Origin of the sequence: Phaeovulum vinaykumarii, assembly GCF_900156695.1 — a bacterium.
Taxonomy (GTDB): Bacteria; Pseudomonadota; Alphaproteobacteria; order Rhodobacterales; family Rhodobacteraceae; genus Bieblia_A; species Bieblia_A vinaykumarii.
The window spans coordinates 158,486-176,730 of sequence record NZ_FTOM01000005.1 but is presented as its reverse complement, the minus strand read 5'-3'; the positions used below and the strand labels follow the sequence as shown (position 1 = coordinate 176,730).

At 69.7% G+C, this 18,245-nt stretch carries 9 protein-coding genes; 7 read left to right on the top strand and 2 right to left on the bottom strand.

The annotated features are described in order from the left end of the window. Window positions 1-218: 218 nt before the first annotated feature. On the bottom strand, window positions 219-2,057 hold the full coding sequence (gene ilvD / locus BW949_RS11490; protein ID WP_076366192.1) for a dihydroxy-acid dehydratase: 1,839 nt from the start codon (window positions 2,055-2,057) through the stop codon (window positions 219-221). Window positions 2,058-3,098: 1,041 nt separating this feature from the next. Between ilvD and BW949_RS16550 the strand changes: the two genes are divergently transcribed. From BW949_RS16550 to BW949_RS17585, 3 genes are all read left to right on the top strand, one after another. Continuing rightward, a complete protein-coding gene (locus tag BW949_RS16550; RefSeq protein WP_083947738.1) occupies window positions 3,099-7,763 on the top strand; it encodes a Hint domain-containing protein in 4,665 nt (1,554 codons plus the stop codon). A gap of 372 nt (window positions 7,764-8,135) precedes the next feature. Next, window positions 8,136-8,903 (top strand): Hint domain-containing protein, encoded by a 768-nt coding sequence (locus BW949_RS11475; RefSeq protein ID WP_076366190.1) that lies wholly within the window; start codon window positions 8,136-8,138, stop codon window positions 8,901-8,903. A 475-nt stretch (window positions 8,904-9,378) separates the two neighbouring features. Next, a complete protein-coding gene (locus BW949_RS17585; RefSeq protein ID WP_076366188.1) occupies window positions 9,379-11,442 on the top strand; it encodes a Hint domain-containing protein in 2,064 nt (687 codons plus the stop codon). Window positions 11,443-11,453: 11 nt separating this feature from the next. Here the strand turns inward: BW949_RS17585 and BW949_RS11465 are convergent, their stop codons facing one another. Continuing rightward, entirely contained in the window at window positions 11,454-12,134 is a 681-nt protein-coding gene (locus BW949_RS11465) for a nucleotidyltransferase family protein (protein ID WP_235816283.1), read from the bottom strand. Window positions 12,135-12,332: 198 nt separating this feature from the next. On the opposite strand from BW949_RS11465, the gene BW949_RS11460 reads away from it, so the two are divergent. The 4 genes from BW949_RS11460 to BW949_RS11445 all read left to right on the top strand — a co-directional run bounded on the left by BW949_RS11460 (window position 12,333) and on the right by BW949_RS11445 (window position 18,130). Continuing rightward, complete coding sequence (locus BW949_RS11460) at window positions 12,333-13,535, top strand: RsmB/NOP family class I SAM-dependent RNA methyltransferase (protein ID WP_076366186.1); 1,203 nt, start codon at window positions 12,333-12,335, stop codon at window positions 13,533-13,535. Between the two features lie 132 nt (window positions 13,536-13,667). Next, window positions 13,668-15,959: an ATP-binding protein gene (locus BW949_RS11455; protein WP_235816282.1), complete on the top strand. Its 2,292-nt coding sequence runs from the start codon at window positions 13,668-13,670 to the stop codon at window positions 15,957-15,959. A 381-nt stretch (window positions 15,960-16,340) separates the two neighbouring features. Beyond that, window positions 16,341-17,591, top strand: coding sequence for an RSP_2647 family RNA methyltransferase (locus BW949_RS11450; RefSeq protein WP_076366182.1), 1,251 nt, complete (start codon window positions 16,341-16,343; stop codon window positions 17,589-17,591). Further along, a complete protein-coding gene (locus tag BW949_RS11445; protein ID WP_076366180.1) occupies window positions 17,588-18,130 on the top strand; it encodes an RSP_2648 family PIN domain-containing protein in 543 nt (180 codons plus the stop codon). The genes BW949_RS11450 and BW949_RS11445 overlap by 4 nt, the downstream gene beginning before the upstream one ends. Window positions 18,131-18,245: the final 115 nt, after the last annotated feature.

The window sequence follows — 18,245 nt, the reverse complement described above, 5'->3', positions numbered from 1 at the left end:
CGTTCCGATCTGATCCGATACGATCCTATTAGATACGGGCGGGCCGAAAGGTCCGCCCGTTTTCTTTTGGGGGCTGGGCCGGGCCGCAAGGGCCCGGTCGCCCCTCCGCAGGACACGCCCACCACGGGACGGGGCGCCCCAAGACAGGTCCACCGCATGAAAACGCCCGCGGGGAAGGGGCTCCCCCGCGGGCGGTGTCGGTCTTCGGGAAAGCCGGCTCAGTCCTGCGGCAGGATCCGCACGCCGCCCTTCGCGGCGCTCGAGGCCAGCATGGCATAGGCCTTGAGCGCGGTGGAGACATGGCGCGGGCGCGGTGCGGCCGGCCCCCAGGGCAGCGGCCCGCGCGCGGCCCGGCGCGCCTCGAGCGTGGCCTCATCCACCGCCAGGTTGATCGTGCGGCCGGGGATGTCGATCTCGATCGGATCGCCGGTCTCGACCAGACCGATCAGCCCGCCCTCGGCCGCCTCGGGCGAGACATGCCCGATCGAAAGGCCCGAGGTGCCGCCCGAGAAGCGCCCGTCGGTCAGCAGCGCGCAGGCCTTCCCCAGCCCTTTCGATTTCAGATACGAGGTCGGATAGAGCATCTCCTGCATGCCGGGCCCGCCCTGCGGCCCCTCGTAGCGGATCACCACCACATCGCCGGCCTGGACCTTGCCGGTCAGGATGCCCGAGACCGCGTCGTCCTGGCTTTCGAAGACGCGCGCGGGGCCGGTGAATTTCAGGATCGATTCGTCGACGCCCGCGGTCTTCACGATGCAGCCGTTCCGGGCGATGTTGCCGAAGAGAACCGCCAGCCCGCCATCGCGCGAGAACGCCCCCTCGACCGAGCGGATGACGCCCGCGGTGCGGTCGCGGTCCAGTTCAAGATAACGGTTGGATTGCGAGAAGCCCTCGGTCGTGCGCACGCCCCCCGGCGCGGCGCGATAGAAGGTCTCGACCGCGGGGTCATTGGCGGTCATCACGTCCCATTTGGCGATAGCCTCGGCCAGGGTGGCGCTGTGCACGGTGCGCACCTCGGGGTGAAGCAGCCCGCCGCGCAGCATCTCGCCCAGAATGCCCATGATACCGCCGGCGCGGTGCACGTCCTCCATGTGGACATCGTTCTTGGCCGGGGCGACCTTGCACAGGACCGGCACCTTGCGGCTGAGCCGGTCGATGTCGTCCATGGTGAAATCCACCCCGCCCTCGTAGGCGATGGCCAGCAGGTGCAGCACCGTGTTGGTCGAGCCGCCCATGGCGATATCGAGGCTCATCGCGTTCTCGAAGGCCTCGAAGGTGGCGATCTGGCGCGGGGTCAGGCCGGGTTCCTCGGCCTCGTAATGGCGCCGCGTGATGTCGACGATGCGCCGCCCGGCCTCGAGGAAAAGCGCCTTGCGGTCGGCATGGGTGGCCAGCATCGAGCCATTGCCCGGCAGCGCCAGCCCCAGCGCCTCGGCCAGGCAGTTCATCGAATTGGCCGTGAACATGCCCGAGCACGAACCGCAGGTGGGGCAGGCGGCCTTCTCGATGGCGTCCACGTCGGCATCCGAATAGCTGTCGTCGGCGGCCACGACCATCGCATCCACCAGATCGAGCGCGCGTTCGGTCTCGCCCAGCTTGACCTTGCCCGCCTCCATCGGCCCGCCCGAGACGAAGATGGTGGGAATGTCGAGCCGCATCGCCGCCATCATCATGCCGGGGGTGATCTTGTCGCAATTCGAGATGCAGATCATCGCATCGGCGCAATGGGCGTTGACCATGTATTCCACGCTGTCGGCGATCAGATCGCGCGAGGGCAGCGAATAGAGCATGCCGTCATGGCCCATGGCGATGCCGTCGTCGATGGCGATGGTGTTGAATTCCTTGGCGACACCGCCCGCGGCTTCGATCTCGGCGGCGATCATCTGGCCGTAATCCTTCAGGTGGACGTGGCCGGGCACGAATTGGGTGAAGGAATTGACCACCGCGATGATCGGCTTGCCGAAGTCGCCGTCCTTCATGCCGGTGGCGCGCCACAGGCCGCGGGCGCCGGCCATGTTGCGGCCGTGGGTGGATTTGCGGGAACGGTAATGAGGCATCGGCGGGGTTTCCCTCTGTCTGGCGGCGCTGGACGGTGGCGCGCGTGGATGGCCGAACCGGCCCGGCAGGGCGCGGCTCCGATGGCGTCTTGTTATCCCAGCGGAGGGGGCGGAAACAACGCAATTGCGTTGGGGGCGTCTGCGCGGCGCGCGCGGGGGGGGCGCGCGGGGGGGCGGGGGGCGTCCGGTCCGGGGGCGCTTGTGCCGTTTCCTCGCAGCCGCCCCGCCGTTCGGGTGCGCGCGGGATCTTGCCGGTTGCGAGGCATCACCCGGGGGCTGCGGCGATATGGCCTGCGGGGCGGGGCGCCGGGCCGGTGCGGCTTGATTCGGCGCAAGACGTTGATCGGCGCGAACAGTTTGCCCGCCCAGCGGGTTTTGTTGCCGCTGGCAGGCATAATGCAGCCTTCGTTCTGCCCAAGGCTTTGTTGTTTGGTTAACGGCGGCGCGGCACGCGAGATTGTTACCCTTGTGTCAATAATGGCGCGGCAGAGCCGAGGCGTGTTCCTGTTCACGCGCCGGCAGAAAGGTAACGTTTCGTCAGGTAATATTGAGAAATCGTTAAGGCCGGCCTGCCCTGCCGGCCAGGCATAAACGGAAACAATCGCGCTCCCGCGCCACCGGTGCGGCCCGATTTCCCGGGCGATCCCCCCGTGCCTTGTGCCCGGTTTCGGCCGCAATCTGGCCAGATTTTCCTTCCGCAGCCCGGTTCGGGAGAGTATCTCTATGAGGGCCCGACTGGGGCAAATTGGCCATGGGGGTGGCCGGTGATCTTCGGCATCTGCGGATGCGCGGAAGTATGAGACGGGTGCTGCCGTAAGCGGGACGACTGCTGTCCCATCGCGTTTACGGACCATTGGAACGGATAACCGCCCTCAGGCGGATTGCTTCGTGCACCCTGATCGACGCGCAACGTGCGGGCTGCGGATCGCCGCGTTTTCTGCAGGTCGGCATCCTGTCGGTCTGTTTGCGGCTGGTGCGCGCGCCGGTCGAGGGGAAATCCCCGGGGGGACAGCTCTCCGGGTGGTGCAATGAGAGGCTGCTATGACCTATTCGTATCAGGATTACGCGATCTACGCGTGGGATCTGTCGGACATCTCCGCATCCTCGAGCAGCCTCTTTCGTGACAGCGCGACGGGCATGTCCGATCCGCGCGGGCAGACCTTCACCATCGCCACGGGCGCCCGCGTCAACGAGATCACCGTTCGGGACAACGACGCCTCTTTCAACGACGGCGACAACAGCCAGACGCTGAATTCAAGCGAGACCCTCGAAGGCAGCAGCTACACCCCCTCCGACGGCCGCATGGCCCCCGAATATGCCTATGTCGTGCGCCCCTTGGGATCGACCGACCCCGGTGATTTCATCAACGTCTATGCCTTCGAGATGTCGGACAACGATGTCGTGGGTATCGTCTCCAGCGCGGCGCTGACCCCCGGCGTGATCTATGAGGTCATCTCCTACACCTACAATTGCCCCTCGGTGCCCTATGATTCCCTGGCCACCTATGACGACGGCGACGGCTATGTCGAGGGCACGACCGGCGACGACCTGATCGACGCCGCCTATACCGGCGACCCCGAAGGCGACATGATCGACGCGGGCGATGCGGTGCTGGCCGGCGAGGGCCCCGACGATGACATCGTGCTGGCGGGCGCGGGCGACGACACGGTCCTGGCCGGCGCGGGCGACGACGAGATCCACGGCGAGGACGGCGACGATTACCTGTCGGGTGGCGACGGTGACGATTACCTGATCGGCGGGGCCGGCGACGACACGCTTCTGGGCGGGGCCGGCAACGACACCTTCCAGGGCAATGCCGGTCTGGACGTGATCGATTATTCCAACTCGGACGCGGGCGTGAACGTGGATCTGTCGACCGGCACCCTGTCGGGCGGCGAGGCCACCGGCGACGTGATCGAGGGCGGCATCGACGGCGTGATCGGCTCGGATTACGACGACACGCTGACCGGGTTCGACCATCAGGGCACCGACGCGTCGGATGTCTACACCAACGTCTTCCACGGCAACGGCGGCGATGACCTGATCTCGGGTGCCGGTGGGGATGACAGCCTCTATGGCGGCTCGGACGACGACACCATCTCGGGCGGGGCCGGCGACGACGTGATCTACGGCGGCAATGCCGGCGCAAGCACGACCACCGACCCGAATGCGGCCACGCCCCTGGTGCTGTCGGCCTCGAACGTGCTGGCGGGCTCGCAGACCGGCGCCGACGGCTGTGCGCGCGCCGGTGACAGCGCCACCTATCTCAACGTGGCCACCACCGAGGACGGCCGCACCGTCATGGCCAAGCTGGTGCTGGTTGACGCCGACAGCGGACTTGCGGTGGACCTGACCGGGGGCGCGGGCTCCGAGATCCTGCTCAACGGCAACAACGATGCCTCCGACGCGGGCAAATCGGCCACCTTCCGCCTGGAATTCTATGACCAGGCGACCGGCCAAGCGATCGACATTTCCTCGATCGCCACCTTCGGCGATCTGGACCAGACCGCCACCGCCGAACAGGTGATCCTGTCGGCCGCGGGCTATTCGACCTATGGCACCACCGCCGATACCTCGCTTGATGTGGACAACGACGGCAGCACCATCACCGTCGCCGGCACCGAGGAAAACGACCCCTCGGATCAGGATGCGTGGTTCTCGGCCTCGTTCACCGATGCCGGGTCGATCGAATTCACGTTGGTGTCGCGCGATGTGAACTCGGGCTTCACCTTCAACGGCTCGGTCATCGACGATCCGGTCGTGGTCGATCTGGTCGACGGCGATGACCTGCTGGATGGTGGTGCGGGCGACGACACCATCTTCGGCGAAGCCGGCAATGACACGATCACCGGCGGCGACGGCGCGGATGTGATCGACGCGGGCGATGACCGCGACACGATCCACGGCGCGGCGGGCGACACCGTCTCGGGCGGCGCGGGCGGCGACGATTGGGACGTGCTCGACCTGACCGGGCAGGGCGCCTATCGCGTGGTCAACACCACGACCGACAGCAACGGCAACGGCATCGACGGCACGATCGAATTCCTTGACGCCGGCGGCAATGTCACCGGCACGCTCGAATTCACCGAGATCGAGGAGATCACCGGCAACACCCCGGATGGCTATGTCGACGGCACCAGCGGCGCCGATCTGATCGACACCGCCTATACCGGCGACCCCGACGGCGACATGATCGACGCCGGCGATGCGGTGCTGGCCGGCGAGGGCCCCGACGACGATATCGTCCGGGCGGGCGCGGGCGACGACACGGTTCTGGCCGGGGCCGGCGCCGATGACGTCTATGCCGGCGACGGCAACGACGAGGTCCACGGCGGCGAAGGCGACGACATCCTGCGCGGCGAGGCAGGCGATGACGCGCTCTATGGCGAGGGCGGCAGCAACACGCTGGACGGTGGTCTGGGCGACGACACGCTGGTGGGCGGTTCGAACAGCGACAGCATCCTGGGCGGCGACGGCGCCGATGTGATCGACGCGGGCAATGCGCAGGACACCGTTTCGGGCGGCGCGGGCGATGACGACATCCTGGCCGGCGAGGGCGACGACCTCGTGTCGGGCGATGCGGGCCGCGACACGATCGCCGGCGGCAGCGGCCAGGACACGCTGCGCGGCGGCGCTGACGACGACGTCGTCGCGGGCGAGGACGGCGATGACCGGCTTTATGGCGAGGACGGCAATGACGTGCTGTCGGGCGGTCAGGGCCAGGATTCGCTCGATGGCGGCGCGGGCGACGATACGCTGACCGGCGGCACCGGCGTCGATACGCTGTTCGGCGGTCAGGACAGCGACACCTTCATCGTCACCTCGGCCGAGGCCGGGATGCATGACCATGTGGACGGTGACGAGGATGCCGACGATTCCGACTGGGACGTGCTCGACCTGACCGGCGCGGGTCCGGTCAACGTGATCTATGACACCACCAACCCCGAGAACGGCACGGTCCAGTTCCTGGATACCTCGGGCAATGTCACCGGCACGATGACCTTCGAGAACATCGAACGGGTCGTCACCGATCAGGGCGACGGCTATGTCGAGGGCACCAGCGGCGCCGATCTGATCGACACCGCCTATACCGGCGACCCCGAAGGCGACATGGTCGATGCGGGTGACGCGATCCTGACCGGTGACGCCCCCGACGACGACCGCATCCTGGCGGGCGAGGGCGACGACACGGTCCATGCCGGGGTGGGCGACGACACCATCTGGGGCGATGACGGCAACGACCAGATCTTCGGCGAGGACGGCGACGACAGCATGTCGGGCGGCGCGGGTCAGGACACGCTGACGGGCGGCGACGGCAATGATCAGGCCGACGGCGGCGCGGGCGATGATGTCATCGACACCTCGGGCACGACCGATCCGCTGCCCGATCAGGGCTATCCGGGGCTGTTCCCGGCCGACACCGACCCCGACAACGACCGCGACACCGTGCATGGCGGCGATGGCAATGACACCATCACCACCGGCGACGATGCCGACGTGATCTATGGCGAGGACGGCGATGATGTGATCGACGCCGGCATCGACGCCGACACGATCTCGGGCGGTGCGGGCAACGACCAGATCACCGGCGGCGAGGGCTCGGACCTGATCGACGCCGGCGCGGGCGACGACACCATCTATGCCGGCCTGCCCAACGGCTATCCCGATGTGCTGAACGTGCCCGATGACACGGATCTGGTGCCGACCAACGGCCTGGACACGGTGCATGGCGGCGACGGCAATGACGTCATCTATGGCGCTGACGACGACGACGAATTGCACGGCGACGCCGGTAATGACTACATCGACGGCGGCATCGACGAGGATGTCATCACCGGCGGCACCGGCAATGACACGATCATCGGCGGTCAGGGTGCCGACACCATGTCGGGCGGCGACGACCGCGACACCTTCCTGGTCTCGGCCTCGGGCGACGGCATCGGCGATGTGGTCGACGGCAACGAGGGCGGCGACGACTTCGACACGCTGGACCTGACCGGATCGGGCCCGCTGCGCGTGGTCTTCAGCCCCTCGAACCCCGAGGACGGCACGGTCTATTTCTACGACGCCAGCGGCGCCCAGACCGGCTCGATGGACTTCACCAACATCGAGAAGGTGATCCCCTGCTTCACCCCCGGCACGCTGGTCGCCACGCCCCGCGGCGAGGTGCTGGCCGAGGATCTGAAGGTCGGCGACAAGGTCATCACCCGCGACAACGGTATCCAGGAAATCCGCTGGGCCGGGCGTTGCGACCTGACCCACGGCGATCTGCTGCACCGCCCGCATCTGAAGCCGATCCTGATCAAGGCCGGCAGCCTGGGCAACGGCTTGCCCGAACACGACATGCGCGTGTCGCCCAACCACCGGATGCTGGTCGCCAATGACCGCACCGCGCTCTATTTCGAGGAGCACGAGGTTCTGGTCTCGGCCAAGCATCTGGTCGACAACCGCGGCGTGCTGGAGGTCGAGACGCTGGGCACCAGCTACCTGCATTTCATGTTCGACCACCACGAGGTGATCCTGGCCAACGGCGCCTGGACCGAAAGCTTCCAGCCCGGCGATTATACCCTGGGTGGCATGGGCAATGCCCAGCGCAACGAGATCTTCGAACTCTTCCCCGAGCTCAAGACCGATGCCGGGCGGGCAAGCTACACCACCGCGCGCCGCACGCTCAAGCGTCACGAGGCGGCACTTCTGATCCGCTGATCCGGGCGGCCGCGGTGCCCAGGGGCGGCGGGCCGGCAAGGGTCCGTCTTGCCCCAAGGGGGGGCCGCAGCAGACCGGGTCGCATGCGGGGCCCGTGGCAGCGGGCCCCATCCGGGCGGGGCGCGGGGGCGGTCCCGCCCCTTTGCGTTTCGGTAGGGCGCAGCGGGGCGAATCGGTTCCCGGCCGGGGCGGGGCGCCTTTTGCGGACGGGGGCAGGCCCTGCGCGCGCGGGGGCCCGGACGGGGCCCATTTTAACGATTTTCGGCTTTTTCAGGGCGTTGGCGCTAGGACGTCGGGGAAGCTTGGCATAATGTTAACCTTATGGGGGCGTTCTGAAGGCATCCGGGAATCGATGCCGTGGGAGCGTATGGGATGACGGTTGCAGATCTGACGCTGGGCGCTGCGGGCGCCAATGTCCTTGCCGATCTGAGCGAGCTCTTCTCCCTGGGCGCAGAGGGGCGTCTGGCCAGCCGCTTTGCCTTTTCCGATCATGACGAACGCAACGGGCTCATCGGGGTTGCCGATGCCGAAGGCCAGCAGCGCGCGGAATTGTCCTTTACCCTGGCTGCGCAGGCCGTGCCCTGCCTGAGCCCGCAGGCGATGGTGGCCTCGGACCGCGGTCTGGTCCGCGCCTCGGCGCTGCGGCCGGGCATGCGCATCGTCACGCGCGACAACGGGCTTCAGGAACTGGCCTGGATCGGCTATCGCCGCTTCGACTGGCGCGCGCTGGGCCTGGCGCCGCAGCTTCTGGGGCCGGTCCTGATCCGCAAGGGCGCGCTGGGCGCCGATCTGCCCGAAGCCGATGTTCTGGTCAGCCCCAACCACCGGTTCCTGACCACCGATGTTGCGGCCGGCACGCTGCAATCCGGGCGTCTGATCGCGGCCGCCGATCTGGTGGGCCGTCCGGGGATCGAACGCGCATCGGTGGCGCAGGTGACCTATGTGCAATTGCTGCTGGCGCGCCATGAACTGGTGATGGCCGACGGCATCTGGTCCGAAAGCTTCCAGGCCGATGCCTTGCGCCTTGCCGCACTTGACCCCGAGGTGCAGGCCGATCTGCGGGCGCGCTTCCCCGATCTGGTCGCGCCGGAACGGGCCGATGTGGCCGTGCGCCCCGATCTGGGCCCCGCGATCGGTTGAGCCGGTTCGATTCGGTCCCCTTTGCCCGCGCCCATCCCCGCGGCTGAGCCCTTCCCATCGGCCGAGGTTCTGCCTTTCGGTTGCGCCTGCCCCTTCGGGCGAGAGGCGTCCCATCTCCCACCGGCTCAGTCTCCGCCAGACGCGCCGGGTCTGATCTGTGATCCCCGCCTGCGGCGTTTCGCGCCGCCGGCCGTCCTGATTTCGCCGCGTTTGTCGGGTCGTTTGCCGCAGCGGGGGTGTTCGGCGCGGGCCGCTTTCGCCACAGCCCGCCCCAAGCCGCTGGGGCCCCGACGGAATTTGGTTCCGTCCGACGGGGCCGCGGCGGCGGGGAAATGTGGCGCGAATGTGGCGCAAGTGGTTAACAATTCCTTAAAATCGCATCATCACGCCCGGATCGTGCCCCGATCCCCGCTTAATCCTGCGTCAACGACCGCATTGTCGTCACCTTGGCACTGCGGCGAGGCAGGAGATTGCGATGAGTGTGATTACCGGCGGGACAGGGGACGAGCTTCTGTCCGGCAGCTTGGCGGCGGACACGATCACCGGGGGCGCCGGGTCCGATACGATCACCGCGGATGCGGGCGACGACTACATCAATGCCGGCGTGGAAAGCCTTGCGAATACGTCTCTTTTTCTGGACTGGTCAGCCCAGGGCGCTAATGGCACGTCGATTGCGCGCAGCTTCACCCAGGACACCGGCGGCATCAATGCCCGTGTCAGCTATACCGATCTGGGGCCGGGGCGCGGCCTTTCGGTCGCCAGCCGCACCACCACCTATGTCGAGAGCGGCGAGCCCTTCGACCCCAGCTCCTCGGCCCTGCTCGAGGCCAGCGGCTATGGCAATGCCGCGCGGGTGGCGGTGGATTTCTCGGCCGTCTCGGGCTCGGGCTATGCCGATAGCGTCGAGAATGTCAGCTTCCGCATCAATGATGTCGATGCCGGGGGCTGGCAGGATATCCTGACCATCACCGCCTATGACGCCGACGGCAATGCCGTCGATGTGACGATCACGCCTTCGGGCAATGACACGGTCAGCGGCTCCACGATCACCGCGGGCAGCACCAATGACACCGCCGCCTCGGCCGAAGGCTCGGTTCTGGTGTCGATCGCGGGGCCGGTCGCGCGGGTCGAGATCCTCTATGCCAACGGTGGCTCGGCGGGCCAGCTGGTGCTGATCTCGGATATCCATTTCGAGGCGGTGCCGACCGATGACGACGTGGTTTCGGCGGGGGACGGCAACGACACGGTGCTGGGGGGGCTGGGCGATGACAGCCTGATGGGCGAGGCGGGCGCCGACAGCCTGTCGGGGGGCGCGGGCGATGACACGCTTGAGGGCGGGACGGGCAACGACACGCTGGCCGGCGGCGCCGGTGCCGATGTTCTGGCGGGCGGTCAGGGGCTTGATTTCGCGGATTATTCGGCCTCGGACGCCGGGGTGTCGATCTCGCTGGCCAATGGCACGGCCTCGGGGGGGGACGCTGCGGGCGACACGCTGTCGGGGGTGGATGGCCTGATCGGGTCGGCCCATGACGACACGCTGATCGGGTTCGACCCGTTCTCGACCGCCGCCGCCGACGCCTATACCAACGTCTTTTTCGCCGGCGACGGGGCGGATTACCTCGACGGGCGCGGCGGCGACGACAGCCTTTACGGCGAGGCGGGCGACGACACGATCCTGGGCGGCGCCGGCAATGACGTGATCGACGGTGGCGCCGGGGTCGATGTGATCGACGGCGGCACCGGGTCGGACACGATCACGCTGAACTGGGACGAGGCCGCGGGCGATGTCGTCGTGGGCGGCGAGGATGCCGACGGCACGGATGTCGATGTGCTGGTCGTGCAGGGGCGCGCGCGGGTGCTCTATGACGCCACCGACCCCAGCGGTGAAAGCGGGGTGATCCGCTGGGCCAATGGCGACACGACCCAGTTTTCCAATATCGAGAGCATCTCGGTCGTGCCCTGTTTCACCGCAGGAACGCGGATCGACACGCGCGACGGCCCGGTCCCGGTCGAGGATCTGCGCCCCGGCGACCGGGTGCTGACGCGCGATTGCGGCTTTCGCACCGTGGTCTGGGCCGGGCGGCGCGACCTGGGGCCGGGCGATCTGATCGCGGCGCCGCGGCTGATGCCGGTGCGTATTGCCGCCGGGGCGCTGGGGCCGGGGGTGCCGGCGCGCGATCTGGTCGTGTCGCCGCAGCACCGGATGTTGCTGACGGGGGCGCGGGCGGAACTGCTGTTCGGCGAGACCGAGGTTCTGGCTGCGGCGCTGCATCTGGTGGGCTGTCCCGGCATCACCCGCGAGAACGTGACCTCGGTCAGCTATCTGCATGTGATGTTCGACTGCCACGAGATCATCCGCGCCGAGGGCGCCTGGAGCGAGAGCTTCCAACCCGGCGCCACGGTGATGAAGGGGATGGGGGCGGCGCAGCGGGCCGAGCTCGAGATGCTGTTTCCCGAACTGGCTGCGGGCGGGCCGGCCTATCCGGCGGCGCGGGCCTCGCTGCGCGCCCATGAGGTGCGCGCGCTCCTGGCTGCCTGAGGGGGCGGCGCTCAGCGGTGGGGCGGGGGTAGATCGGCGGGCGTGTCGAGATCGGCGGTCGCCATGCCCCCCGGCAGGCGCAGCCGCGTGAGCCCGCGCGCGCCCAGAAGCCCGCGCGCCCCGCGATCGCCCGCCAGCCGCATCAGCGCCGGGAAAAGCCGCGCGGGCAGGATCACCGGATGGCCCGGTTCGCCGGTTGGTGAGACGGCGCGCAGCGCGCGGTCGGGCCGGTGCTGCCAGATCCGGCAGGCCCGGCGGATCGCGGCGACCTGCACCGCCGTCAGATCGGCCGGCAGGATCAGAAGGCCTGCGGCCTGCGCATTCCGGGCCGCGCGCGCGCCCGCCCGGATCGAGGCCGCCATGCCTTCGGCGGCATCCGTCAGGCGCAAAAGGCGCGCCCCCCGTCCCGACAGCGCCCGCGCCCGTGCCGGTGCCCCCGGCGGCAGCGTCACCACCACGTCCAACCCCGCCGCGCGCAGCCGCATCAGGTTGCGCCGCGCGACCGGCGCGCCGTCAAGCGCGATCAACAGCTTGTCGCGCCCCATCCGCCGCGCCGCCCCCGCGGCAGGCATCAGCGCGATCAGGCGCGCGGGCCTGCGCGCAGGACGGGCGCTGCGCTGGGGGCGGGCGCTGCGCCGGGGGCGGGACTTGCGCGGGGAATAGGGCGTGCGCGGGGGGGGATTGGGGCGCATGGGGCTCGGCGGTTCTGGTGCGCGGATGCTGGCCAGTCTAGAGAGTGGCGCGGGAAAAGCCCATGGGCGGCCCGGTGCGGCCCTTGTCATGGGCGCGCCGGTGCGGTCTTCATGACCCGACCCGACCCGACCCGACCCGACCCGACCCGACCCGACCCGACCCGACCCGAACCGACCCGAACCCCGAGGCCCGCCGCCATGACGCCCGCCGCCCGCGCCCAGACCGCCATCGAGATCCTTGACCGCCACCTGGACGGCACCCCGGCCGAGGCCGCGCTGACCCAATGGGCGCGCGGCGCGCGTTTTGCGGGCTCGGGCGACCGCGCGGCGGTGCGCGATCTGGTCTATGACGCGCTGCGCTGCCGGGCCTCGCTGGCGGCGCGTGGGGGGCTGACGGGCCGCGGGCTGATCGCGGCGCAGGTTCTGGCGGCGGGGGGCGCGCTTGACGCGATTTTCACCGGTGCCCGCCACGCGCCCGCGCCGCTGACGCCCGAGGAGCTTGCGCGTCTGGCCGCAGGTGCGGACGACGGGCCCGCCGCAAATGCGGCCGAGAGTTCTGCCGAGGATCTGGCCGCGCTCGATTGCCCCGAATGGCTGGCGCCCCTTCTGCGCGCAGACCTTGGCGCGGATTTCGAGCCGGTGATGCGCGCCCAGCGCCAGCGCGCGCCGCTCTTCCTGCGGGCCAATCTGGCGCGCAATGATCGCGCGGCGGCCGCGGCCGCGCTGGCCGCCGAAGGGATCGAGACCACGCCCCATCCGCTGGCGCCCACCGCGCTCGAGGTCACGGCGGGCGCGCGCCGGGTGCAGGGCGCGCGCGCCTATGTCGAAGGGCTGGTCGAGGTGCAGGACGCGTCCTCGCAGGCGATGGTGGCGGCGCTGCCGCTGGCGCCGGGGGATCGGGTGCTGGATTACTGCGCCGGGGGCGGGGGCAAGGCGCTGGCGATGGCGGCGCGCGGGGCCCGTGTCGCGGCGCATGATGTCGAGGCGGCGCGCATGCGCGACATCGCCCCGCGCGCGGCCCGTGCCGGCGTGCGCATCGAGAAGCTGGCGCCCGGCGCGGTGCGGGGCGTCTGGGATCTGGTTCTGGTCGATGCGCCCTGTTCGGGCTCGGGGACATGGCGGCGCACGCCCGAGGCCAAGTGGCGGCTGGACGCGGCGCGCCTTGCCGCGCTCAACGCGCTTCAGGATCAGGTTCTGGCCGAGGGGGCGGCGCATGTCCGCCCCGGCGGGCATCTGGCCTACATGACCTGTTCGCTGCTGTCGTGCGAGAATGGCGCCCGCGTGGCGGCCTTTCTGGCGGCGCATCCGGGCTGGTCGCTGGCTGTGCGTCAGGATCTGACGCCATTGTCAGGCGGTGACGGTTTCCATTTCTCGCTGTTGTGCAGAGCAGCGGCCGGTTGACAACCTGTTGTGGTTGTGGCGTTCAGGGGGAAGCCGCATGCCGGCCCGCAATCGTGCAAGCAGGGACCAGACAGCCCCGTGATGAGCAATGACGAATCCGGACAGGGGCCTTCGGTGCCGCAGGAGGCGCCCATGACGGGGGCTTTGGGCCGTATCGGAGGACTTGCGGCCGGCGCGCCCTGGCTGATCCTGGCCGCGCTGGCGGCCTTCGTGCTGTCGTGGGTGCTGGGCGATCAGGGGCTGAAGCTGGTCTTTCTGGGCATCGGCGCCACGCTTCTGACGACCGCGCTTCTGCTGCTGGCGGCGCGCGGGATCGCGGGGCTGGTGGCGCGGCGGCGCGATGCGCATCTGGCCGATTTCATCGCCCATGACGGCGCGCCCAGTTTCGCCACCGACCCCTCGGGGCGCATCACCTATCAAAATCGCGCGGCCGAGGACCGTTTCGGCTATTGGCGCGGCATGCCGCTGGCCCGTGCGCTGGGCGAGACGCTGGCCAATCCGGTGGCGGTGCTGCACCGGATGCAGGCGCGGGCCGCGGGCCTGGGGGCCGCGCGCGAGGATGTGGTGACGCGGCGCGGGCAGGTGCGCATGTCGGTGCATCTGGTCGGCGAGGAATGCTTCCTGTGGCGGCTCGAGGATATCTTCGAACGCCCCGTCACCGCGCAGGGCACCGACACGATCAGCCTGCCGATGCTGACCGTCTCGAAAACCGACACCATCCTTTACATGAACGAGCCCTTGCGCCGCATCGTGGGCGAGCGCGTGCGCACGCTCGATCGCATCTTCACCGATCTGCCGCTGCGCTCGGGGGCCGAGCACGAGATCACCACCCCTACCGGCACCGTCCGCGCCGTGGTGGCCGAGATCGAGGGCCCGAGCGGGCGGCGCGAGATCTACCTTCTGCCCATGGTGACCGGGCGCACGACCGCGGCCGATCCGACCTCGTTCGAGGCGCTGCCGGTGGCGCTGATGCGGCTGACGCCCGAGGGCGTGGTGATGGCCGCCAATCGCGCGGCGCGAGCGCTGGTGGGCAGTTTCGAGGCCGGCGCGCGGCTGGGCGATCTGCTCGAGGGCCTCGGCCGGCCGGTCAATGACTGGATCGCCGATGCGGTGGCCGGGCGGGCCGATCGCCGCCCCGAGGTGCTGCGCGCGCGCCGTCCCGACCGCGAGGTGTTCCTTCAGGTGACACTGTCGCGCACGGTCGAGGAGGGGCGGCCCGGCCTGGTCGCGGTGCTGTCGGATGCGACCCAGCTCAAGACCCTCGAGGCGCAATTCGTCCAGAGCCAGAAGATGCAGGCCATCGGCCAGCTGGCCGGCGGTGTCGCGCATGATTTCAACAACCTGCTGACCGCGATCACCGGGCATTGCGACCTGTTGATGCTGCGCCATGACAAGGGCGACCCGGATTTCGCCGATCTCAACCAGATCAGCCAGAACGCCAATCGCGCGGCCAGCCTGGTGGGCCAGCTTCTGGCGTTCTCGCGCAAGCAGACGCTGAAGCCGCAGATCTTCGACCTGCGCGACACGCTGTCGGATCTGACGCATCTGCTCAACCGGCTGGTGGGCGAGAAGGTCACGCTGACGCTGTCGCATGACCCGGCGCTGCGGCTGATCCGGGCCGACCGGCGCCAGCTGGAACAGGTCATCATGAACCTGGTGGTGAATGCGCGCGACGCCATGCCCGGCGGCGGCACGATCCGCATCGAGACCGAGAACGTGCTGTTCAGCCAGGAGGTGCGCCGCGACCGGGTGTCGATCCCGCCCGGCGAATATGTCGTGGTGCGCGTCAACGACGAGGGCGTGGGCATTCCCGTCGACAAGCTGGGCAAGATCTTCGAGCCCTTCTACACCACCAAGCGCGCGGGCGAGGGCACGGGGCTGGGGCTGTCCACCGCCTACGGCATCGTCAAGCAGACCGGCGGTTATATCTTCTGCGACAGTGTCGTGGGGGCGGGGTCGTGCTTCACCATCTATCTGCCCGCCCATGTCGGCAGCCTCGAGACCGAGACGCCTGCGCCCGCCGAGGCCCCGGCCGCGGAAAGTGCGCTTCAGCCGTCGACGGCGCATGTGCTGCTGGTCGAGGACGAGGTGCCGGTGCGCGCCTTTGCCAGCCGGGCGCTGAAGCTGCGCGGCTATACCGTGTTCGAGGCCGAGAATGCCGAAGAGGCGCTGCGCATCCTCGAGGATCCGGAACTGCGCATCGACATCTTCGTGACCGATGTCATCATGCCCGGTCTGGATGGTCCGAGCTGGGTGCGCGAGGCCCGCAAGGCCCGCCCCGAGGTGCCGGTGGTCTTTGTCTCGGGCTATGCCGAGGACGTGTTCAACGACGGCAATCCGCCGGTCGAGCATTCGGTGTTCCTGCCCAAGCCCTTCTCGCTGAGCGAGCTGACCGAGACGGTGAACAAGCAGCTTCACGCCTGAGTGCGCGTCCCGGCGCGGGCGGTCGGCCCTGGCGTTGGGCCGTGGCGGGGGAGCCTGCGCCCCGGCCATCGAGGCCGGGCCGCAGGCGGCGCTTGCGCGCGGGCGCGTCGTTCGGGCCGGATCGCTTGGCGTGTGCGCGCGCGCGTCGGTCGGCCCGAGGCGCTCATGGATCTGCTCGACATGAGTTCCTTGACGTGCGCAGGGGGGCGCGTTGGCCTGGTGCGCGCATTGGCCCGGCGCGCCGGCTGATCCCCTTTCCATGAAGGACCGCGCGCGGGCCCGGCGTTGGGGCTTTGGCGCCGAAGTGGGCTCTGCCGGGGCTTTCGCCTTGGCGCGCAAGCGGGTAGAGGGGGGGGCAACCGCCAGAGGAACCCTGCCGCCATGACCGACCCCGATCACGCGCCCGATCTTCCGCCGCATGCCGATCCCGCGCCGGAAGGCACGCCCCTTCCGGTCGTGCGCCTGCGCCCCAAGGCCGAAGCCCGCGCCATTCGCCACGGCTTCCCTTGGGTCTATGCCGACGAGCTGGTCATCGACCGGCGCACCCGCGCGCTGGCGCCGGGCAGCTTTGCCCGGCTCGAGGATGCCGAGCGCCGGCCGCTGGCGCTGGTCACGGTCAACCCGGCCTCGCGCATCGTGGCGCGGGTGATGGACCGCGACCCCGAGGCGGTGATCGACCGCGACTGGCTGGCCGCGAAGATCGCCCGCGCCGAGGCCTTGCGCGCGCGCCTTTATCCCGGCCCCTTCTACCGGCTGGTCCATGCCGAGGCCGACGGTCTGCCCGGCGTGGTCATCGACCGTTTCGGCGATGCGGCCGTGATCCAGCCCAATGCCGCCTGGGCCGAGACCCATCTTGCGGCGCTGGCCGAGGCGCTGGTGGCGGTGACGGGCGTGTCGGTCGTGGTCAAGAACGGCGCGGGGCGGGCGCGCAGCCTCGAGGGGCTGAGCGAGGAGGTCACGCTTCTGCGCGGCGCGCTGTCCGGACCGGTCCCGGTCGAGATGAACGGCGCCACCTATCTGGCCGACCTGACCGGCGGGCAGAAGACCGGCCTCTTCTACGACCAGCGCCCCAACCATGCCTTTGCCGCAGGGCTGGCCCGCGATGCGCGCGTGCTCGATGTCTTTTCGCATGTGGGTGGCTTTGCGCTGGCGGCGCTGGCCGGGGGCGCGGTTTCGGCGCTGGCGGTCGACGGCTCGGCGCCCGCGCTTGAACTGGCCGCCGAGGGCGCGGCCCGGATGGGCGTGGCCGATCGCTTCGAGACCCGGCGCGGGGACGCCTTTGCCACGCTCGAGGCGCTGGCCGCGGAGGGCGCGTGCTTCGATCTGGTGATCTGCGACCCGCCGGCTTTCGCGCCCAATCGCGGCGCGCTCGACGCCGGCCTGCGCGCCTATGAACGCGTGGCGCGGTTGGCCGCACCGCTGGTTGCGCCGGGGGGGTATCTGGGGCTCTGCTCGTGCTCTCATGCCGCCGATCTGACCGCCTTTCGCAATGCCTCGGCGCGCGGGATCGGGCGCGGCGGGCGGCGCGCACAACTTCTGCATACGGGCTTTGCCGGCCCCGACCACCCGATGCTGCCGCAGCTGGCCGAGACCGCCTATCTCAAGGCGCTGTTCTTCCGGCTTGACGGATGAAGGCGGTTCTGGACGCCTGCGTGCTCTATCCCACGGTCCTGCGCGAGATCCTGGTGGGGGTGGCGCGCGCGGGCCTCTACCGGCCGCTGTGGTCGGCGCGCATCCTCGAGGAATGGGCGCGGGCCGCCGCGCGTCTGGGCCCCGAGGGCGAGGCCATCGCCCGCGGCGAGATCGCGCTTCTGCGCGCCGACTTCCCGCAGGCCGAGGTGGCCCCGCGGCCGGGGCTCGAGGCGCGGCTGCACCTGCCCGACCCCAATGACATCCATGTGCTGGCCTGCGCCATCGCCGGCAGCGCCGAGGCCATCATCACCTTCAACGCCGCTGATTTTCCGCGCGGCACGTTGGCGGCCGAGGGGCTGGAGCGGCGCGACCCGGACGGTTTCCTGTGGGAGATGTGGTCGAACCATCCCGCGGCGGTGGCGGCGGTCGTGGGCCAGGTCCATGCCCGCGCCGAGGACATGGCCGGCACCGATCTGCCCTTGCGCATGCTGATGAAACGCGCGCGCCTGCCGCGGCTGGGCAAGGCACTGGGGGGCTGAGGCGGGGGCGGGCTGAGGCGGGGGGGCTCGGGGGGCGCGTCACCTCGTCGGCCCGTGTCGTCATGAGCGGTGTGTTCATGGGCGGCGCGGTCACTGGCCGTAGGGGCCCGGCGAT